This is a genomic window from Listeria grayi (assembly GCF_900638015.1).
In the GTDB taxonomy this organism is placed as follows: Bacteria; Bacillota; Bacilli; order Lactobacillales; family Listeriaceae; genus Listeria; species Listeria grayi.
The window spans coordinates 2,147,176-2,163,676 of record NZ_LR134483.1; the positions used below are offsets into that span (position 1 = coordinate 2,147,176).

General features: G+C 40.2%; 15 protein-coding genes and 1 other annotated feature. Of the genes, 3 read left to right on the forward strand and 12 right to left on the reverse strand.

Translation table 11 applies throughout. The features are described 5' to 3' along the window. Positions 1-161 precede the first annotated feature (161 nt). The 6 genes from spxA to EL241_RS10555 all read right to left on the reverse strand — a co-directional run bounded on the left by spxA (position 162) and on the right by EL241_RS10555 (position 6,761). Entirely contained in the window at positions 162-557 is a 396-nt protein-coding gene (gene spxA / locus EL241_RS10530) for a transcriptional regulator SpxA (RefSeq protein WP_003754497.1), read from the reverse strand. A 316-nt stretch (positions 558-873) separates the two neighbouring features. Continuing rightward, the gene (locus EL241_RS10535; protein ID WP_003754496.1) at positions 874-1,809 is read right to left on the reverse strand and encodes an ABC transporter ATP-binding protein; all 936 of its coding nucleotides are present in this window, start codon (positions 1,807-1,809) and stop codon (positions 874-876) included. Next, positions 1,802-2,881, reverse strand: a complete 1,080-nt coding sequence (locus EL241_RS10540; RefSeq protein WP_003754494.1) for an ABC transporter ATP-binding protein — start codon at positions 2,879-2,881, stop codon at positions 1,802-1,804. Before EL241_RS10540 ends, EL241_RS10535 begins: the two co-directional genes overlap by 8 nt. A 15-nt stretch (positions 2,882-2,896) precedes the next feature. Next, positions 2,897-3,916 carry an oligopeptide ABC transporter permease gene (gene opp3C, locus EL241_RS10545; protein WP_036104871.1) on the reverse strand — a complete coding sequence of 340 codons (1,020 nt, stop codon included), beginning with the start codon at positions 3,914-3,916 and terminating at the stop codon, positions 2,897-2,899. Continuing rightward, entirely contained in the window at positions 3,917-4,846 is a 930-nt protein-coding gene (opp3b, locus tag EL241_RS10550) for an oligopeptide ABC transporter permease (protein WP_003754479.1), read from the reverse strand. Between the two features lie 247 nt (positions 4,847-5,093). Beyond that, entirely contained in the window at positions 5,094-6,761 is a 1,668-nt protein-coding gene (locus EL241_RS10555) for a peptide ABC transporter substrate-binding protein (RefSeq protein ID WP_036104868.1), read from the reverse strand. A gap of 484 nt (positions 6,762-7,245) precedes the next feature. Here EL241_RS10555 and EL241_RS10560 point away from each other — a divergent pair, with 484 nt between their 5' ends. Together EL241_RS10560 and trpS are read left to right on the forward strand one after the other, a co-directional pair. Next, positions 7,246-7,590: a DUF3899 domain-containing protein gene (locus EL241_RS10560; RefSeq protein ID WP_036104864.1), complete on the forward strand. Its 345-nt coding sequence runs from the start codon at positions 7,246-7,248 to the stop codon at positions 7,588-7,590. Between the two features lie 46 nt (positions 7,591-7,636). Then, positions 7,637-7,867, forward strand: a binding site (T-box leader). A 79-nt stretch (positions 7,868-7,946) separates the two neighbouring features. Next, positions 7,947-8,939, forward strand: coding sequence for a tryptophan--tRNA ligase (gene trpS / locus EL241_RS10565; RefSeq protein WP_036104861.1), 993 nt, complete (start codon positions 7,947-7,949; stop codon positions 8,937-8,939). A gap of 48 nt (positions 8,940-8,987) precedes the next feature. On the opposite strand, the gene EL241_RS10570 is transcribed toward trpS, so the two are convergent. From EL241_RS10570 to EL241_RS10585, 4 genes are all read right to left on the reverse strand, one after another. Beyond that, the gene (locus tag EL241_RS10570; RefSeq protein ID WP_003754469.1) at positions 8,988-9,404 is read right to left on the reverse strand and encodes an organic hydroperoxide resistance protein; all 417 of its coding nucleotides are present in this window, start codon (positions 9,402-9,404) and stop codon (positions 8,988-8,990) included. Continuing rightward, positions 9,388-9,840, reverse strand: coding sequence for a MarR family winged helix-turn-helix transcriptional regulator (locus tag EL241_RS10575; RefSeq protein WP_036104858.1), 453 nt, complete (start codon positions 9,838-9,840; stop codon positions 9,388-9,390). The genes EL241_RS10570 and EL241_RS10575 overlap by 17 nt, the downstream gene beginning before the upstream one ends. A 121-nt stretch (positions 9,841-9,961) precedes the next feature. Then, positions 9,962-11,203: a beta-ketoacyl-ACP synthase II gene (fabF, locus tag EL241_RS10580; protein ID WP_003754464.1), complete on the reverse strand. Its 1,242-nt coding sequence runs from the start codon at positions 11,201-11,203 to the stop codon at positions 9,962-9,964. Between the two features lie 199 nt (positions 11,204-11,402). After that, positions 11,403-12,341, reverse strand: coding sequence for a beta-ketoacyl-ACP synthase III (locus EL241_RS10585; RefSeq protein ID WP_003754462.1), 939 nt, complete (start codon positions 12,339-12,341; stop codon positions 11,403-11,405). A gap of 191 nt (positions 12,342-12,532) precedes the next feature. On the opposite strand from EL241_RS10585, the gene EL241_RS10590 reads away from it, so the two are divergent. Next, entirely contained in the window at positions 12,533-12,721 is a 189-nt protein-coding gene (locus EL241_RS10590; RefSeq protein ID WP_003754460.1) for a YjzD family protein, read from the forward strand. Positions 12,722-13,095: 374 nt separating this feature from the next. Here EL241_RS10590 and gpmA read toward each other — a convergent pair whose 3' ends face one another. Together gpmA and clpB are read right to left on the reverse strand one after the other, a co-directional pair. Beyond that, the gene (gpmA, locus tag EL241_RS10595; protein WP_003754457.1) at positions 13,096-13,788 is read right to left on the reverse strand and encodes a 2,3-diphosphoglycerate-dependent phosphoglycerate mutase; all 693 of its coding nucleotides are present in this window, start codon (positions 13,786-13,788) and stop codon (positions 13,096-13,098) included. Positions 13,789-13,854: 66 nt separating this feature from the next. Beyond that, positions 13,855-16,458, reverse strand: coding sequence for an ATP-dependent chaperone ClpB (clpB, locus tag EL241_RS10600; RefSeq protein ID WP_036104855.1), 2,604 nt, complete (start codon positions 16,456-16,458; stop codon positions 13,855-13,857). Positions 16,459-16,501: the final 43 nt, after the last annotated feature.

The window sequence follows — 16,501 nt, forward strand, 5'->3', positions numbered from 1 at the left end:
CCCTATTGGTTGTTGACAACGAAGGGTAATACATTTCATGCCCCACTTTTCTATTGGTGGAACTATATAGTAGCGCATCTTTTTAAAAAACACAATACATATGCTTTTTATAAAAAAATTGCCGGACTTTTCCGTGCGGAACCATCCAGCAATTTGTTTTATTAATTAACCATTTTTTGAGCTTCGCGTAATTGATAGGTACGTACTTTTCTAGGTAAGAATCGGCGAATCTCATCTTCGTTATAGCCTACTTGGAGACGTTTTTCATCAATGATGATCGGTCTACGAAGCAAACCAGGATTTTTTTGAATTAGCTCAAACAGTTGTTGTAAAGGCAAACTGTCCAAATCAACATTCAATTTTTGGAATGTCTTCGAACGTGTGGAAATAATTTCGTCTGTACCATCTTCCGTCATCCGAAGAATTTCTTTAATTTCATCCAAATTAAGTGGTTCGGAAAAAATATTTCTTTCTTTATATGGAATTTCATGTTCTTCTAACCATGCACGTGCTTTTCGGCAAGATGTGCAGCTAGGTGAAGTGTATAACGTTACCATTAGACATTCACACTCCTTATCAGGTTATTGTCTCATCTATTAATTAATGACAGGATTTGCAGCTCACTATTTGGAAAGAATAGTTTATATCCTTTATTATACACCATTTTTGTGAAATTCTATAGATGTAATTTGAAATTTCTTTCAAATAATAGGTTGTAACACCGATCATTAGTTAATTTATACCCCTAGTATACATGACTTAAACAAAAATCCAATGAAAAATGGAACTTTTATATTAAATTTTAATGAGAATATTATCATTTATTTCTAATAAAACATCACCTGCTGTTTCCGGCAGGTGATGCAATGATTCTTATTGATTTTTATATTGTTCTGCTTCTGCTTCTGAACAGAAAACAAAATGTCCGGGACGGATCTCGCGCATCTTGATTTCTTCGCCGTCTTTATAGTTATGGATGCTTGGGTCGTAACTTTGACGTTTACGAGTACGTTCGTAGTTAGGGTCAGGAAGCGGGATCGCAGATAAAAGCGACTTTGTATATGGGTGGAACGGATGGGTATATAGATCATTAGCTGGTGCTAACTCCACTAATTTACCAAAATACATAACACCGATACGGTCACTGATATATTTGACCATCGATAGATCATGGGCAATAAACAGGTACGTAAGTCCTTTTTCTTTTTGTAGTTCACGCAGTAAGTTAACTACTTGCGCTTGGATGGAAACATCGAGTGCAGAGATTGGTTCATCGGCAATGATAAATTCTGGCTGTACAGCTAGCGCACGGGCGATACCGATACGTTGACGTTGACCACCAGAGAATTCATGCGGATAACGTCCAGCATGCTCTTTGCTCAGTCCAACTGTTTCCAATAATTCATATACTTGCTGCGTCAATTCTGCATCGGATTTGGCAAGTTCGTGAATACGAATCCCTTCACCGATGATGTCTTTTACTTTCATCCGCGGATTAAGAGAAGCATATGGATCTTGGAAGATCATTTGCATTTTTCTGCGGAAGCTATGCATTTCTTTGCGTGATTTATGCGCATGCACATTTTCGCCATTATAGATCACTTTTCCGCCTGTTGCTTCATAAAGACGGATGATCGTGCGGCCAGTCGTCGATTTACCACAACCAGATTCTCCTACAAGACCAAGTGTTTCACCTTTATAAATATCAAACGAGATGTCATCAACGGCGCGAACTTCATTTGCAGTTCCTTGGTTGAAGTATTGTTTCAGATTTTGGATCTCAACTAATTTTTCTCTTGTTTCACTCATGTACTTCTACCCCTTTCGCATGCACTGCTTGCATATCAGGATGAAGTTTTGCGAAGTCTTCTTGGCGGCGCAGAACAGCATCTGGAGGAGTAACCTCTGGTGCGTCCGGATGTAGCAGCCAAGTCGCTGCAAAATGGGTGTCAGACACTTTGAATAGTGGTGGCTCTTCTTCTAAGTCGATTTGCATCGCATATTGGTTACGTGGTGCAAACGCATCTCCTTTTGGAGGATTAAGCAAGTCAGGCGGTGTACCTGGAATAACATATAGCTCTTCTTCTTCACTATCAAGTGTCGGCATAGAGCTGATCAATCCCCATGTATATGGATGTTGCGGATTGTAGAAAATCTCATCAACAGTTCCGATCTCAACGATCTTACCACCATACATAACAGCAACGCGGTCAGCAACATTCGCGACAACACCAAGGTCATGGGTAATGAAAATGATCGACGTATCGATTTTCTTTTGCAGATCCTTCATCAAATCAAGGATCTGAGCTTGCATGGTTACGTCAAGCGCGGTCGTCGGTTCATCCGCAATTAGGATCTGCGGATTACATGCTAGCGAGATCGCGATAACAACACGTTGTCTCATCCCACCGGAAAATTGGTGCGGATATTGCTTGATACGTTCTTCTGCTTTCGGAATACCAACTAATTGAAGTAGGCGTAATGCCGTTTTTTTGGCTTCAGCTTTGCTTATTTTTTGGTGCTTGATAAGTGGCTCAGAAATTTGTTTACCAATGGTCATCGTTGGATTCAGCGATGTCATTGGATCTTGGAAGATCATCGAAATTTCTTTACCGCGGATTTTTTGCATTTGTTTTTCTGAAGCTTTGGCAATATCTTTTCCATCGAATAAGATCTGCCCAGCTTTTATTTTTGAATTACTTTCAGGGAGCAAGCGCATCAGTGATTTTGTTGTAACTGATTTACCAGAACCTGATTCCCCTACAATTGCTAATGTTTCTCCTTTATAAAGGTCAAAGCTGACACCACGAATTGCTTGCACTTCACCAGCGTAAGTGTGGAAGGAAATGTGAAGGTCTTTGACTTCTAAAATTTTCTCCATTTAGCTTCGCCTCCCTTAATCTCTCATTTTCGGATCAAATGCGTCACGAAGACCATCTGCAATCAAGTTAAATGTAATCATGATCAGACATAGAACGATTGACGGATACAGAATTAGATATGGTAATACTTGAAGCGATTTATATCCATCATTGATCAATGTACCTAACGATGCTTGCGGTGCAGATAATCCTAAACCGATGATCCCTAGAAATGCTTCGAAAAAGATAGCACTTGGAATACTGAACATGACGTTAATGATGATAACACCGATCGTATTTGGTAATAAATGTTTTGTTAAAATTTTAGGTGTCGATTCACCCAATGTTTTCGATGCTAATACGAATTCTTGGTCTTTCAGTTTCAAAACTTGTCCTCGAACGACCCGAGCCATGGTGACCCAACTTGTCATTGCAATCGCAATGATGATGGAAGTGATACCTGGATCTAAAACTAAGAGCATCAAGATAACGACAACTAAGTTTGGAATCGCAGAAATAATCTCTAGCACACGTTGCATGAAATCATCTACTCTTCCGCCGACATATCCGGAAATCAAGCCGTATGCGACCCCAATAATCAAATCACAGAGTGCGGCCACGACACCGATAAGCAAGGAAATACGCGTTCCTGCCCAAATACGTGCAAACTGGTCACGTCCAAGTGTATCGGATCCTAACCAATAATACGTATTTTTTTCGATATGTTTTGTTTTATATACATTCACGTCTTCCCCACCAATGTCTTGATGACCATTTAAGAATGGTAGGTTATCAAAACCTTGTACCTTTGGTGGCAAACTTGCATGTGGTGCATTTACTTTATTAACTGGATAAGGACGAATCATCGGACCGATGATCGCCATAATAACGATGATCACTAAAATGATCAAGGAAACGATGGCAGCCTTATTTTTACGAATACGAATCCAAGAATCCTGTAGGAAATTAAGACTCGGTCGTGAAATTTTTTCAGCAACTGCATGGTCAACGTGGGCTGGTTGAAATTTTTCTTTTGGTATATTGTGTTCTACCATTTATTTTTTCCCTCCCGAAATACGGATTCTAGGATCAATTAGACCATACAATATATCTACTACTAAAATAATCAAAATCAGCATTGCTGCGAATAAAATTGTTGTCCCCATGATAACAGGATAGTCATTCGTTTGGATAGAAGAAACGAATTGGCTACCGATTCCTGGGATACCATAGATATTTTCGATAACAAGTGAACCTGTCATCAAGCTTACTGCTAGTGGTCCAATTACCGTAATTAGTGGAATCAATGCATTACGGATCGCATGTTTGATCGCGATCTCAGAACGGCTATTCCCTTTCGCTTTCGCAAGCAGGATATAATCCGAAGAAAATACATCGATCAATTCGGTACGCATGAAACGAGCCGCTGTTGCAAGCGGGAACATCGCAAGTGCGAATGCTGGTAAGACCGTATAAGAGAATGACCCCCACCCAGCAACGGGCAGCCATTGTAATTTAGCGCCGATCCAATACTGTAAGACAGTAGCAAATACGAAGGAAGGAACAGATTTACCAATTATCGCAATGAAAGTACTCGTATAATCAGGCCATTTATTTTGGTACATCGCGGCAATAACCCCGAGAATGATCCCAAAAAGTAATCCAAAAACAATAGCTTCTAAAGCTAATAAGACAGATGGTCCGATCAAAGCACCTAAGACTTCCGATACTGGTCTGTTATCAAGTTGGAAAGAAATACCTAGATCGCCTTTCAATAATCCCCCCATATAGTGAAGATATTGAACAGGTACTGAATCATTCAGTCCGTATTTTTCATTCATGATGTGGATTTGTTGATCAGAAAGTTTTTCTTGATTACGATACGGTGTTCCAGGTAAAAATTTCATTAAGAAGAATGTGACCGAAGTAATAATGAAGAGAGTGATCAGCATGTAAAGAATTCGCTTTAACGTATATTTTAACATCTATCTATACACCTCCCGGTAGTAGTTATTTTATAAAAGAACTAATCTTATTTTATGCTCGCAGGCTACTACGCAAGTCTATCATAAAAGCAGGACCAGTTTTATTTTCGATGTTCAGATAGCTAACAGTCGATTCCAATTTTTATATACAAAAAACATTGTACCACATATTAAATATCATCAAAAGGAGAGAGCATATCGGAATATACTCTCTCTCCTCCATCAAACAAAATTCTTATAAGCAGTTTTATTTAGAAATATAAGTTTCTTTGTATGTGTAATCAGGTCCGAATGGATTCTTTTGTAAGTTTTTGATGTAATCTTTTTGTAGGTAAGCATTAGCACGTTGATATAAAGGTGCAATCGCTACGTCGTCAGTTAATAGAACTTTTTCAGCTTTAACCATTAAGTCCCAACGTTTGCTTGCATCGCCAGCATATTTGTTGTCAGCATCTTTGATCAACTTGTCGTATTTAGAATCGGAATAATCCATTCTGTTTTGCGAACCGCCACTTACAAATAGATCTAAGAAAGTAGATGGATCTTGATAGTCAGGTCCCCAACCACTCATAGAGATATCATAATTTTGTTTTTGGTCATCTTGCAAACGAACTTTGAATGGAACGTTTCTTAGTTTAACAGTAAGACCTTTCAAGTTGCTTTCCAATTGGTCTTGGATAAACTCAGAAGATTTTTTCGCATTCTCAGTATCATCACTTGTGAATTCAAGCGAAAGGTTTTTAGTTCCTAGTTCTTTCAAACCAGCATCCCAAGCTTTTTTAGCTTCTTTCGCGTTGTATTCTAAGTGTTTACCAGATTGTTTCGTGAAGTCTTCTTTTGTTTTTGGATCAAAAGCAAATTTAGTAGGTACTAAGTTGTTTGCTGGGATACTACCATTTTGTAGTACTGTGTCAGCATAAGATTGTTTATTAAGTGAAAGCGCGATTGCTTTACGGATGTTTTTGTTAGCAAGCGGTGTTGATTTGCCATCACGTTTTTGGTTGAATTTGATGTAGAAAGTAGATGAATCTTGAACAGTTGTGTAATCTTTATCGTTTTTGTTTTGAGCTGCATAGTCTGCGCTTAAAACTGTACGATCGATTTTGCCTGTTTTATACAAGTTAACGCCAGTATTAGCATCTTGAACAACTTGTACATTGATTTGTTTCAATTTAACTTTGTCTTTATCCCAGTACTTATCGTTTTTCACGTAAGTCCATTTTTTATTTGTACCAGTCCAGTCTTTCAATACGAAAGGACCGTTTGCTAACAAGTTATCGCTGCTTGAAGCGTATTTGTCGCCTTTTTCTTTAACGAATTTTTCGTTAAGTGGGAAGAATGTTGGGAAAGCTAGTAAAGAGTTGATGTAAGAAGATGGTTTTGCAAGTGTGATTTCTAGAGTCTTATCATCTACTGCTTTAATACCCAATTCAGCAGGTTTTTTCTTACCTGCTACGATCTCATCGCCATTTTTGATAGCTGAGAATAGGTAAGAATATGTTGCAGCTGTTTTAGGATCAACAGCACGTTGCCAAGAAAATACATAATCTTTTGCAGTTACTGGATCTCCGTTAGACCATTTTTCGTCGCGAAGTTTAAAAGTAAGGACTTTTTTGTCAGAGCTTACTTTAGGTTCTTCTGCAGCACCAGCAATGGCAGGAACACCATCTTTATCTAATGCATACAAACCTTCGTTTGTTTGGTTAAGTACGTTCAGACCAACTTGGTCATCTGATTTTGTGCTGTCAGCAGATGGAATAAGTGCTGATTCTGCCAAGTTTAAAACTTGTTCTCCAGATGCGTTACCTGAGCCTTTCGAACCGGAGCTGGAATCTTTGCCGCCTCCGCATGCTACTAAGACTAAGCTTAGTAAAAGTGTAAATCCAAGTGTTAGAAATAATTTAGATTTTTTCACTTAGTGAACCTCCCTTTTGTATTTTTCCGAAAAATTAATTCGTTTACTATTATACTCTAAGAATTAAATTTTTGTAAATTAAATTTACAAGTAAATTAAAAAAGTGTGAAAAGATACAATTTATTATAATATTTCCAAAAAACTGAAATATTAAGAAAACTTTGATCGCACAGAAATGGCTTCCATGCGCTTTATCTGTTTTCACACTATTCTAATTAAATTTTCTGAAAAAGAGAAACACATTGTCGCTAAATTTCAGAAATCAAATTCATTTCATTAGAATAAAATGGCAACTACCTTAAAAATAAAGGTTATTTATATTTATATACTTTTTTTCCAGTGTTGTCTATATCATTTTACAAAAAAAATACGATATTTTTTTAGAAAACTCTGTAATCGTTGATGTTACCTCACTTTTTTAAATAAATTTATTTTACTTATTTTTTCGGCGAAGCTGTGCTAAAATTTGATTGAGGTGACTTTTGTGGTAAAACGGATCTTATTATATACAGGAATACAGGAAATAATTATTTTTCTATTGATCATATGGAAAGAAACTGCACTTTCATTCAGGGCGTATAGCAATATTGCTTTTCTGGTAGGGTTCGCTTTATTTCTTATTACACTTCTCGTCTATATCATGCAGACTGGCTTTTTCGACCGGGTACACCACAGTTTCCGTGGGATGCTCCGAAAAGTGCGTGGTGAGGATGAAGACGATCGCTATGCTTCCATGATGCTTTCAGAGCTTGTCTCGCTACGATTTGCTAATTTGATGATCAGTGCTGCGATCGTGACGCTTAGCAGCTTTATTACGGCGCTTCTGTAAGTTGACAGTGCAATCAGCTGTTGGTAAAATAGAATTGAAGATATATATGGATGCGTTGACGAAGAGTAGTACGTCTGATGTTGGTTTTCAAGAGAGTTTGCGGTCGCTGTGAGCAAATAACCGATCAGATCGAATGGACTTCTAAGGACTGTTTGTGAACTAGTAGTAGCAAATGGCGGTACAGGGCCGTTATCCCTAAGATAGTTTTACGGAACTATCTGCTAAGTGGCCGTTTGGCACTTAGGGTGGCACCGCGGATTATACGTTCGTCCCTATTTTTATAGGGATGGGCGTTTTTTTATTTATCTCGGCGCAACTACCTCACGCAGCATGTAATATTAAAGGAGGAAACAACAATGAAGAAAACCGTATTTTCAGGCATACAGCCTACTGGGGATCTGACCCTAGGGAACTACATTGGTGCATTAAAACAATTTGGCCAGTTTCAAGAAGAATTCAACTGTTTCTATTGTATAGTCGATGAACATGCGATCACAGTCCCACAAGACCGGCTGAAGCTGCGTAAACAAACACTTAGTCTAGCGGCGTTATACTTGGCTGTTGGACTTGATCCGGAGAAATCGACTTTGTTCATACAATCCGAAGTACCTGCTCACGCGCAAGCAGCGTGGATGATGCAGTGTAACGTCTATATTGGCGAACTAGAGCGCATGACGCAATTCAAAGACAAATCAGACGGCAAAGCAGGTGTGAGTGCTGGACTACTTACTTATCCGCCGCTGATGGCTGCAGATATTTTACTTTATCAAACAGATTTAGTCCCTGTCGGTGATGATCAAAAGCAGCATTTAGAATTGACACGTAATATCGCAGAACGTTTTAATAAGAAACACAATGATATCTTCGTATTACCGGAAATCTACGTGGCTTCTACAGGCGCTAGAGTCATGTCTTTGCAAGCGCCGACTAAAAAAATGAGTAAATCGGATACAAATGTGAAATCTGCCATTTATATGTTAGATGCACCAGATGTCATCCGCAAAAAAATCAAAAGTGCCGTTACTGATTCTTCTGGGATCATCGAAGTCGATAAAGAGCATAAACCAGGTATTACGAACCTGCTGACGATTTATTCTTCGATCTCGGGCGAATCCCCTGAGGCAATTGCAGAACGTTATCAAGGCGTGGGTTATGGACAATTTAAAGCTGATCTGGCTGAAGTCGTTGTCGGTGAGCTGGAACCGATCCAAGAAAAATACTATGCGTACTTGGAATCAGAAGAATTGGATAAGATTCTTGATGAAGGCGCTGAAAAAGCTTCCAGAGTCGCTAACAAAACGCTGAAAAAAATGGAAAACGCCATGGGTCTTGGCCGCAAACGACGTTAAAAAAAGCTCTCCTTAAAACGGAGAGCTTTTTCTTTGTTTTATTATCGCTTAGTTGATTTTCAATTCAACATCGATGTTACCGCGTGTTGCTTTAGAGTATGGGCATACTTCGTGTGCTTTTTTGATCAATTCTTCTGCTTTATCTTTATCTACACCTTCAATGTGTCCTTCTAAGACAACGCCTAGTTTGAAGCCTTTATCTTCTGGATCTTCGTATAAAGAGACTGTTGCTTCGATTTGACTTTTCGCGTTGATTTTTTCTTTACTTAAAACAAGTTCTAACGCACTGTTGAAACATGCGCCATATCCTGCTGCAAATAATTGTTCTGGGTTAGTACCACTGCCGCCTTCTCCGCCTAATTCTTTCGGTGCTACGACGTCATATTGGAAAATGTTATCTGGAGAATGTACTTCTCCGCTTCTTCCTCCGGTATTGATGACAGTTGTTTCATAAAGTTTTTTCATTACTAATTCCCTCCAATTGATTCGTTATATCCTTTATACCCTTTAGCAAATGATTATAATCATCGCCAAGGAAATCCAGACGATCTAAACAGCCTTCTACCTCTCGAAGTACTTCTGGGCGAATCTTTTTTGCTTTGTCTGTTAAATGGATCGTCACGTGACGTTCATCTTCTGAGCTCCGAAGACGATCTAATAGTCCCTGACTCTCCATGCGTTTTAACATTGGCGTTAATGTCCCGCTATCCAAGTTTAGTTTATCCCCAAGTGTCGATACGGATAGACCGTCTTCTTCCCAAAGTCCCAATAGCGCAATATATTGCGGGTAGGTAAGCTGGAATTTTTTCAGCGGCTCGCGGTACAGCTTCGTGAACGCCCTAGACGCAGAATAAAGAGCAAAACATAATTGATCCTCTAGTAGTCGATTGCTAGTAGACATGTTCATTTCCTCCTTTTAAAGTTGTGCACAATTAGATTTTACACCATTTAAATAAAATAGCAACTCTTTTGCTCAAAAAAAATATCCAGAAAGAAAAATTCTTTCTGGATCATTGTTATACTCAGTCTTCGATTGCTTTGAATACAAGCGTTGCGTTGTGTCCGCCAAAACCAAAAGAATTGGATAAAGCAACTTTTACTTCTCTTTCACGAGCTTCATTCGGCACATAGTCCAAGTCGCAAGCTGGATCCGCTTCTTGTAAGTGGATCGTTGGTGCGATTTTTTGATCTCGGATCGTCAGAACAGCAAAAATCGCTTCGATACCGCCGGAAGCCCCTAATGTATGTCCGGTCATGGATTTTGTGGAACTGATTGCCAAAGAACTTGCTTGTTCTTGGAAAACAGATTTGATGGCTTGTGTTTCGTATTCATCATTGTAAGGTGTGCTTGTTCCGTGCGCATTGATGTAATCTACATCGCCAATCGCCACTTCTGCATCTTCTAATGCTGCTTTCATGGCTCTTGCAGCTCCCTCACCGTTTGGTGCAGGTGCAGTGATGTGATAAGCATCGCCTGTTGCTCCGTAACCAACGATTTCTGCATAGATTTTCGCGCCGCGTGCTTTTGCATGTTCGTATTCTTCCAGAATAACGATACCCGCACCTTCACCAATGATAAAGCCGTCACGGTTTTTATCGAACGGGCGACAAGCTGTTTCTGGATCAGGATTAAGTGATAATGCTTTATTTGCTGTAAAGCCGGCTAACGACATTTTGGTGATTGGTGCCTCTGCTCCACCCGTGATCATTGCATCTGCATCACCGCGCTGGATAACTTTGAAAGCATCTCCGATCGAATTCGTTCCTGTTGCACAGGCAGTTACCGTTGTTGAATTGATCCCTTTTGCGCCAAAACGAATCGAAACTTGTCCAGAAGCCATATCTGGAATCATCATTGGTACAAAGAAAGGACTAACACGTCGTGCGCCGCGATTGATAAATGTATCGTATTGCGTTTCAAAGGTTTCCATTCCGCCAATACCAGAACCGATCCATACACCTACACGGGCTGCATTATCATCATTGATCTCTAATTTCGCGTCTTGGATCGCCATGTCTGCACTTGCAACTGCATAATGCGTGAAGCGGTCCATTTTACGTGCTTCTTTCTTTTCGATGAATTTTTCTACATCAAAATCTTTTAATTCCGCAGCGATTTTCACAGAAAAATCTTCTGGGTTCAAACGTGTAAGATCGGACACTCCATTTTTACCAGCCAGGGCATTTTTCCAAGACGTTTCTGCGTCATTGCCTAGTGGTGTTACGGCACCGATACCAGTAACGACAACTCTTCTCTTTTCCATTTGCTCATCTCCTTATAATGAATGAAATCACAGAAAAACAACTTCTACCTTTTGATAGGAGTTATTTCTCAAATAGACTTAAAAAATAGTAGTGCAATAAAAGATAATAAAATAAAGTCTAGGCTATTATAACATAATTAAAGAAGCATGTCTTAACTGATTATTTAAACGTTAAGACATACTTCGAGTTTACTTAGTCTTATTTACCGTAGCGAAGGACTAATGCGCCCCAAGTCAGGCCAGCACCGAATCCGACTAAAAGAAGCGCATCGTCATCTTTTACTCTGCCTTCTTCAACTGCGTCTACTAGTGCTAGTGCGATGGAAGAAGAAGAAGTGTTGCCGTATTTATGAACAGTTTTCATTAATTTCTCTTCTGGCAAACCTAATCGTTCACGGCTTGCTTCCATGATGCGGATGTTTGCTTGATGCGGGATCAGTAAGTCGATCTCGTCTTGCGATAATTTTGCTTTTTCCATCACGCGTACTGCTGCTTCTCCCATTTGGCGAACAGCGAAGCGGAATACTTCTCTTCCGTTCATTGCCAAATGTTTGTTTTCGTCAAGGTTTAAATACTTACCACCGGAACCGTCTGAACCTAAATCGAACGACAATAAACCGCGTCCGTCCGAAACTGGTCCCATGACGACTGCACCAGCACCATCACCGAATAATACGGCAGTGGAACGATCTTCCCAGTTTGTGATCTTCGACAATTTATCTGCACCAACGATCAATACATTTTTGTAAGCACCCGTTTGGATAAATTGCGCAGCTGTCACCATTCCGAAAGTAAAACCGGAGCACGCCGCTTCCATATCCATGCCGGCTGCCTTAGAAGCACCTAAGCGATCTTGGATAATATTTGCGACTGATGGAAAAGTGGCTTCTTGTGTTACTGTAGCCACAATGATCAAGTCGATATCGTCTGGAGTCAAACCTGCATTTTCAATTGCTTTTTTACCAGCTTCATAAGCCATATCATGTGTATATTCATCATCACGCGCAATGCGTCTTTCTTCTATACCAGTGCGAGTTCTGATCCACTCGTCATTTGTATCTACCATTTTTTCTAAATCAAAGTTTGTTAAAATACGTTCAGGGATGTATTTTCCTAAGCCCAAAATACCTGCGTTCATTCGATATCCTCCAAAATGATTCTTCTACTTTCCAAATCAAAAAAGAATCAGTAGTTTTTATGACCTGGTACTAATTTTAGCAGAAAACACGTATTTGTCAATGGATTATATTCTGCGATAAGATTTTTGGGAAAAGATTGCGCAATACCAAATTTGTGGTAAAATGTAATGGAGAGAAACGAGGTGGTTGCATGCGTTATATAGTAACAATCTTTTGGGTATTTTTACTTTCATTGATGGCAGAATTCGTTCTTTCTTCAATGCTTAGCGTACCATTCAGCTTTTCAAGAGGCTTGATTATTACCGTTGCGGTTTCTGTGCTGGTAATCGTTCTAACCCTCGTGATGCCGAAAGATAATGAAACTTACGATTTTAAGTAAGAGAGAATCGCTTGAAAGCTATTGAGAAATAGGCTTTCAAGCGATTTTTTGTTTTGGTTTATGGTCAAATCCCGCTTCCTTGACGACTACTCCATTTTTTCTATAAACCAGGTAATCATCGCTTTGTCCTTTGCGTCGGAAACGGCGACTGCATAAACGGCGTTACTTTCTTCTCTATTTTCGGATCGATTCCACGCGCTTTACTATTGATTCTTCAAGTCTTTCAGCATAAGTGAAGCGAGGTTTCCCTATTACACGCTTATTATATTTCAAACAAAAAAATCACTTGAAAGCCTACTGTTAAACTTGGCTTTCAAGTGATTCTATTTTTGTTGTTTCCTCTTGTTAAGAGAAGAAGTACGTTTATACGCTTTTTATTTATCGCCTAAATAATATTTATCCGTAGGTTTCAAGTTTTCATCTAGTTCATACACAAGCGGAACGCCTGTTGGGATCTCAACATCCATGATCGCATCGTCGTCGATATCTTCCAAGAATTTCACTAATGCGCGAAGGCTGTTCCCGTGAGCAGCGATCACTACACGTTTGCCTTCTTTGATTTGAGGAGCAATGGTATCCATCCAGTAAGGTACAACACGTTCTAGGGTTACTTTAAGATTTTCACCAGCTGGAATCGCATGGGTGTCTAATAGCTGGTAGCGGCGATCATGTTTTGCATGACGGTCGTCGCTTTCTTCCAACAACGGTGGCAGCGTGTCATAGCTACGACGCCATAATTGTACTTGATCGGCACCGTATTTATCTGCTGTTTCTTGTTTGTTCAAGCCTTGTAAAGCCCCATAATGACGTTCGTTTAAGCGCCATGATTTATACACTGGCAGCCATGATTGATCTGTTTCTTCCAATACATAATTCAAGGTCTTGATGGCACGAGTCAAAACGGATGTAAATGCTACATCGAATTCCAATCCTGCCTCTTTGATTAATTTACCTGCTGTTTTAGCTTCTTCTACGCCTTCTTCTGATAAATCGACGTCATGCCAGCCAGTGAATAGATTCAATTTATTCCATTCGCTTTGTCCGTGTCTGATCAATACTAATTTCATTGCTCACTTCATCCTTTCTGGTTTGTTTGCTACCTATATTGTTCCCGATATTGTGTTTTTCAAAACTTATTTGTTTTCGGTATGAAATTGAAATCCTTCTTCTGTCCGTTCAATTGTAACAGTCGAATGTGGCAAGATCTTGCCGGCAACGATATCTCGTGCTAGCGGCGTTTCGATCTGTCTTACGATGTAGCGTTTCAGCGGTCTTGCTCCATAAACAGGATCATAGGCTTCTGAAGCAATAAATGTCTTTGCTTCTTCGCTCATTTCTAAATGGATCTCTTGTTCTGCAAGTCGTCTTTCTAATTCGTGGATCAGTTTATCGACGATGCCTTTCATATTTTCGATCGTAAGTGGCTTGAACAGGATAATATCATCGATACGGTTTAAAAATTCTGGTTTGAAGGAACCCTGCAATACTTGCTGGATATCTTTTTCCAGTTCTGGAGAAATTTCGCCGTCTTTCGTTCTTTCCAGTAGTAATGTCGAGCCGATATTGGAAGTCATGATGATCACGGTATTTTTAAAGTCGACCATTCTGCCTTGCGAATCGGTGATCCTACCGTCATCGAGGACTTGCAACAGTATATTGAAAACGTCTGGATGCGCTTTTTCGATCTCGTCCAGCAAAACGATTGAATATGGATTGCGTCGAACAGCTTCCGTGAGCTGACCGCCTTCTTCATAACCGACATAGCCTGGAGGTGCTCCGACTAAGCGGGAAACAGAATGTTTTTCCATATATTCGGACATATCGATCCGGATCATATGTTCTTCAGAATCAAACATATTGAAAGCAAGTGCTTTGGCAAGTTCGGTTTTCCCTACGCCGGTCGGTCCGAGGAAAATGAAAGAACCGATCGGACGTTTCGGATCTTTGATGCCGGCGCGGGCACGAAGCACGGCGTTACTGACTAATTCAACAGCTTGATCCTGGCCGATGACTTGCTGATGTAGCAGATCGCCAAGTTTCAGCAGTTTTTCGCGTTCGCCTTCTACCAATTTAGAAACCGGTATTCCCGTCCAGCGGCCAATAATGTCTGCAATTTCATTTTCAGTCACTTCTTCTTGTAAGAGCCGATCGCCAGTTTTGCTCTTTTCGCGGTTTTCAGCTTCCAAAGCAGCTAGTTCTTTTTCTGCTTCTGGAATCTTGCCATGCCTTAGTTCGGCTGCTTTTGTCAAATCATAGTTATTTTCAGCTTCTTCTAATTGATGACGCAAAATATCGATTTGTTCCCGTTTTTCGCGGATCTGGCTGATTTCATTTTTTTCGATTTCCCATTTGGACTGCATTTGGTTAGCCGCTTCTTTGTAATCAGCCAGTTCTTTTTGCAGTTGTTCTAATCTTCTCCTACTTGCAGGATCGCTTTCTTCTTTTAAAGCTGCTTCTTCGATTTCAAGCTGCATGACACGCCGCGTTACTTCGTCGAGTTCATTTGGCATCGAGTCGATCTCTACTCGGATCGTTGCGCAGGCCTCATCGATCAGATCGATTGCTTTATCTGGTAAAAAGCGATCCGTAATATAACGGTCGGATAAGCGAGCCGCAGCTACTAAGGCGTTATCGTGGATATTAACACCGTGATGGATCTCGAAGCGTTCTTTCAAACCACGCAGGATCGAGACTGTATCTTCTAAAGTCGGTTCATTGACCGTAACTTTTTGGAACCGTCTTTCTAATGCTGCGTCTTTTTCGATGTACTGCCGATATTCATCTAATGTCGTCGCGCCGATACAATGTAGCTCACCTCTTGCAAGCATTGGTTTCAACATGTTGCCGGCGTCCATTGCACCCTCTGTTTTTCCTGCGCCGACGATCATGTGGATCTCATCGATGAACAGCAATACTTGGCCTTCGCTTTGTTTTACCTCTTGCAAAACCGCTTTTAACCGTTCTTCAAACTCACCGCGATATTTTGCCCCAGCGATCAGCGAACCAAGGTCTAACGAAATGATGGTTTTATCTTTTAATCCTTCCGGCACGTCTTTTCGTACGATCCGTTGCGCTAATCCCTCGATGATCGCCGTTTTACCAACGCCTGGTTCTCCGATGAGGACCGGATTGTTTTTTGTTTTACGAGATAATATCCGAATCACATTGCGGATCTCGGCATCACGGCCAATGACTGGATCTAACTTTCCGCTGCGGACTTCTGCGATTAGATCGCGTCCATATTTTAATAATGCTTCGTATGTTTCTTCTGCGTTTGGACTGGTCACGCGTTTCCCTCCTCTTATTTGCATAATTGCTTCTTTTAATTGTTTTTTGCTGCATTTTTGTTTTTGGATCGCTTCCGTTATCGGATGATTTTTCTGCTCCATGATAGCGAGTAACAAATGCTCGGTCGACAGATAGCTGTCTTCCAGTTCTTTTTCCACTTTTCCAGCGTCTGTCAAAAGCTGATAAAGGCTTTGGCTCATAGCTTGTCCGTATTGAACATTGCTTCCCGTAATGACTGGCAAACCAGCTAAACCGTTATCCACTGTTTCCATCAACAATTGTTTGTCGATTTCTGCGACTTCGTACACGCGAGCTGCAAATTCACTATTAGCGAGTAATTCATGAAACAAATGATAGCTGTCGATCTCTTGGTGCTGCCATTCCACTGCCAGCGCTTGTGCATCGGCGATAAGTTGTTGTACTTGTTCTGTATATTGATTTGGATTCAATGTCTTCACCTCTTCTTTGACCTATTTTGACCTTTATTTTATT

Coding starts and splice junctions, on each gene's coding strand:
- spxA (WP_003754497.1), bottom strand. CDS start 557: ATGGTAACGTTATACACTTCACCTAGCTGCACATCTTGCCGAAAAGCA.
- EL241_RS10535 (WP_003754496.1), bottom strand. CDS start 1,809: ATGAGTGAAACAAGAGAAAAATTAGTTGAGATCCAAAATCTGAAACAA.
- EL241_RS10540 (WP_003754494.1), bottom strand. CDS start 2,881: ATGGAGAAAATTTTAGAAGTCAAAGACCTTCACATTTCCTTCCACACT.
- opp3C (WP_036104871.1), bottom strand. CDS start 3,916: ATGGTAGAACACAATATACCAAAAGAAAAATTTCAACCAGCCCACGTT.
- opp3b (WP_003754479.1), bottom strand. CDS start 4,846: ATGTTAAAATATACGTTAAAGCGAATTCTTTACATGCTGATCACTCTC.
- trpS (WP_036104861.1), top strand. CDS start 7,947: ATGAAGAAAACCGTATTTTCAGGCATACAGCCTACTGGGGATCTGACC.
- EL241_RS10570 (WP_003754469.1), bottom strand. CDS start 9,404: ATGAAAAAACTTTATGAAACAACTGTCATCAATACCGGAGGAAGAAGC.
- EL241_RS10575 (WP_036104858.1), bottom strand. CDS start 9,840: ATGTCTACTAGCAATCGACTACTAGAGGATCAATTATGTTTTGCTCTT.
- fabF (WP_003754464.1), bottom strand. CDS start 11,203: ATGGAAAAGAGAAGAGTTGTCGTTACTGGTATCGGTGCCGTAACACCA.
- EL241_RS10585 (WP_003754462.1), bottom strand. CDS start 12,341: ATGAACGCAGGTATTTTGGGCTTAGGAAAATACATCCCTGAACGTATT.
- EL241_RS10590 (WP_003754460.1), top strand. CDS start 12,533: ATGCGTTATATAGTAACAATCTTTTGGGTATTTTTACTTTCATTGATG.
- gpmA (WP_003754457.1), bottom strand. CDS start 13,788: ATGAAATTAGTATTGATCAGACACGGACAAAGCGAATGGAATAAATTG.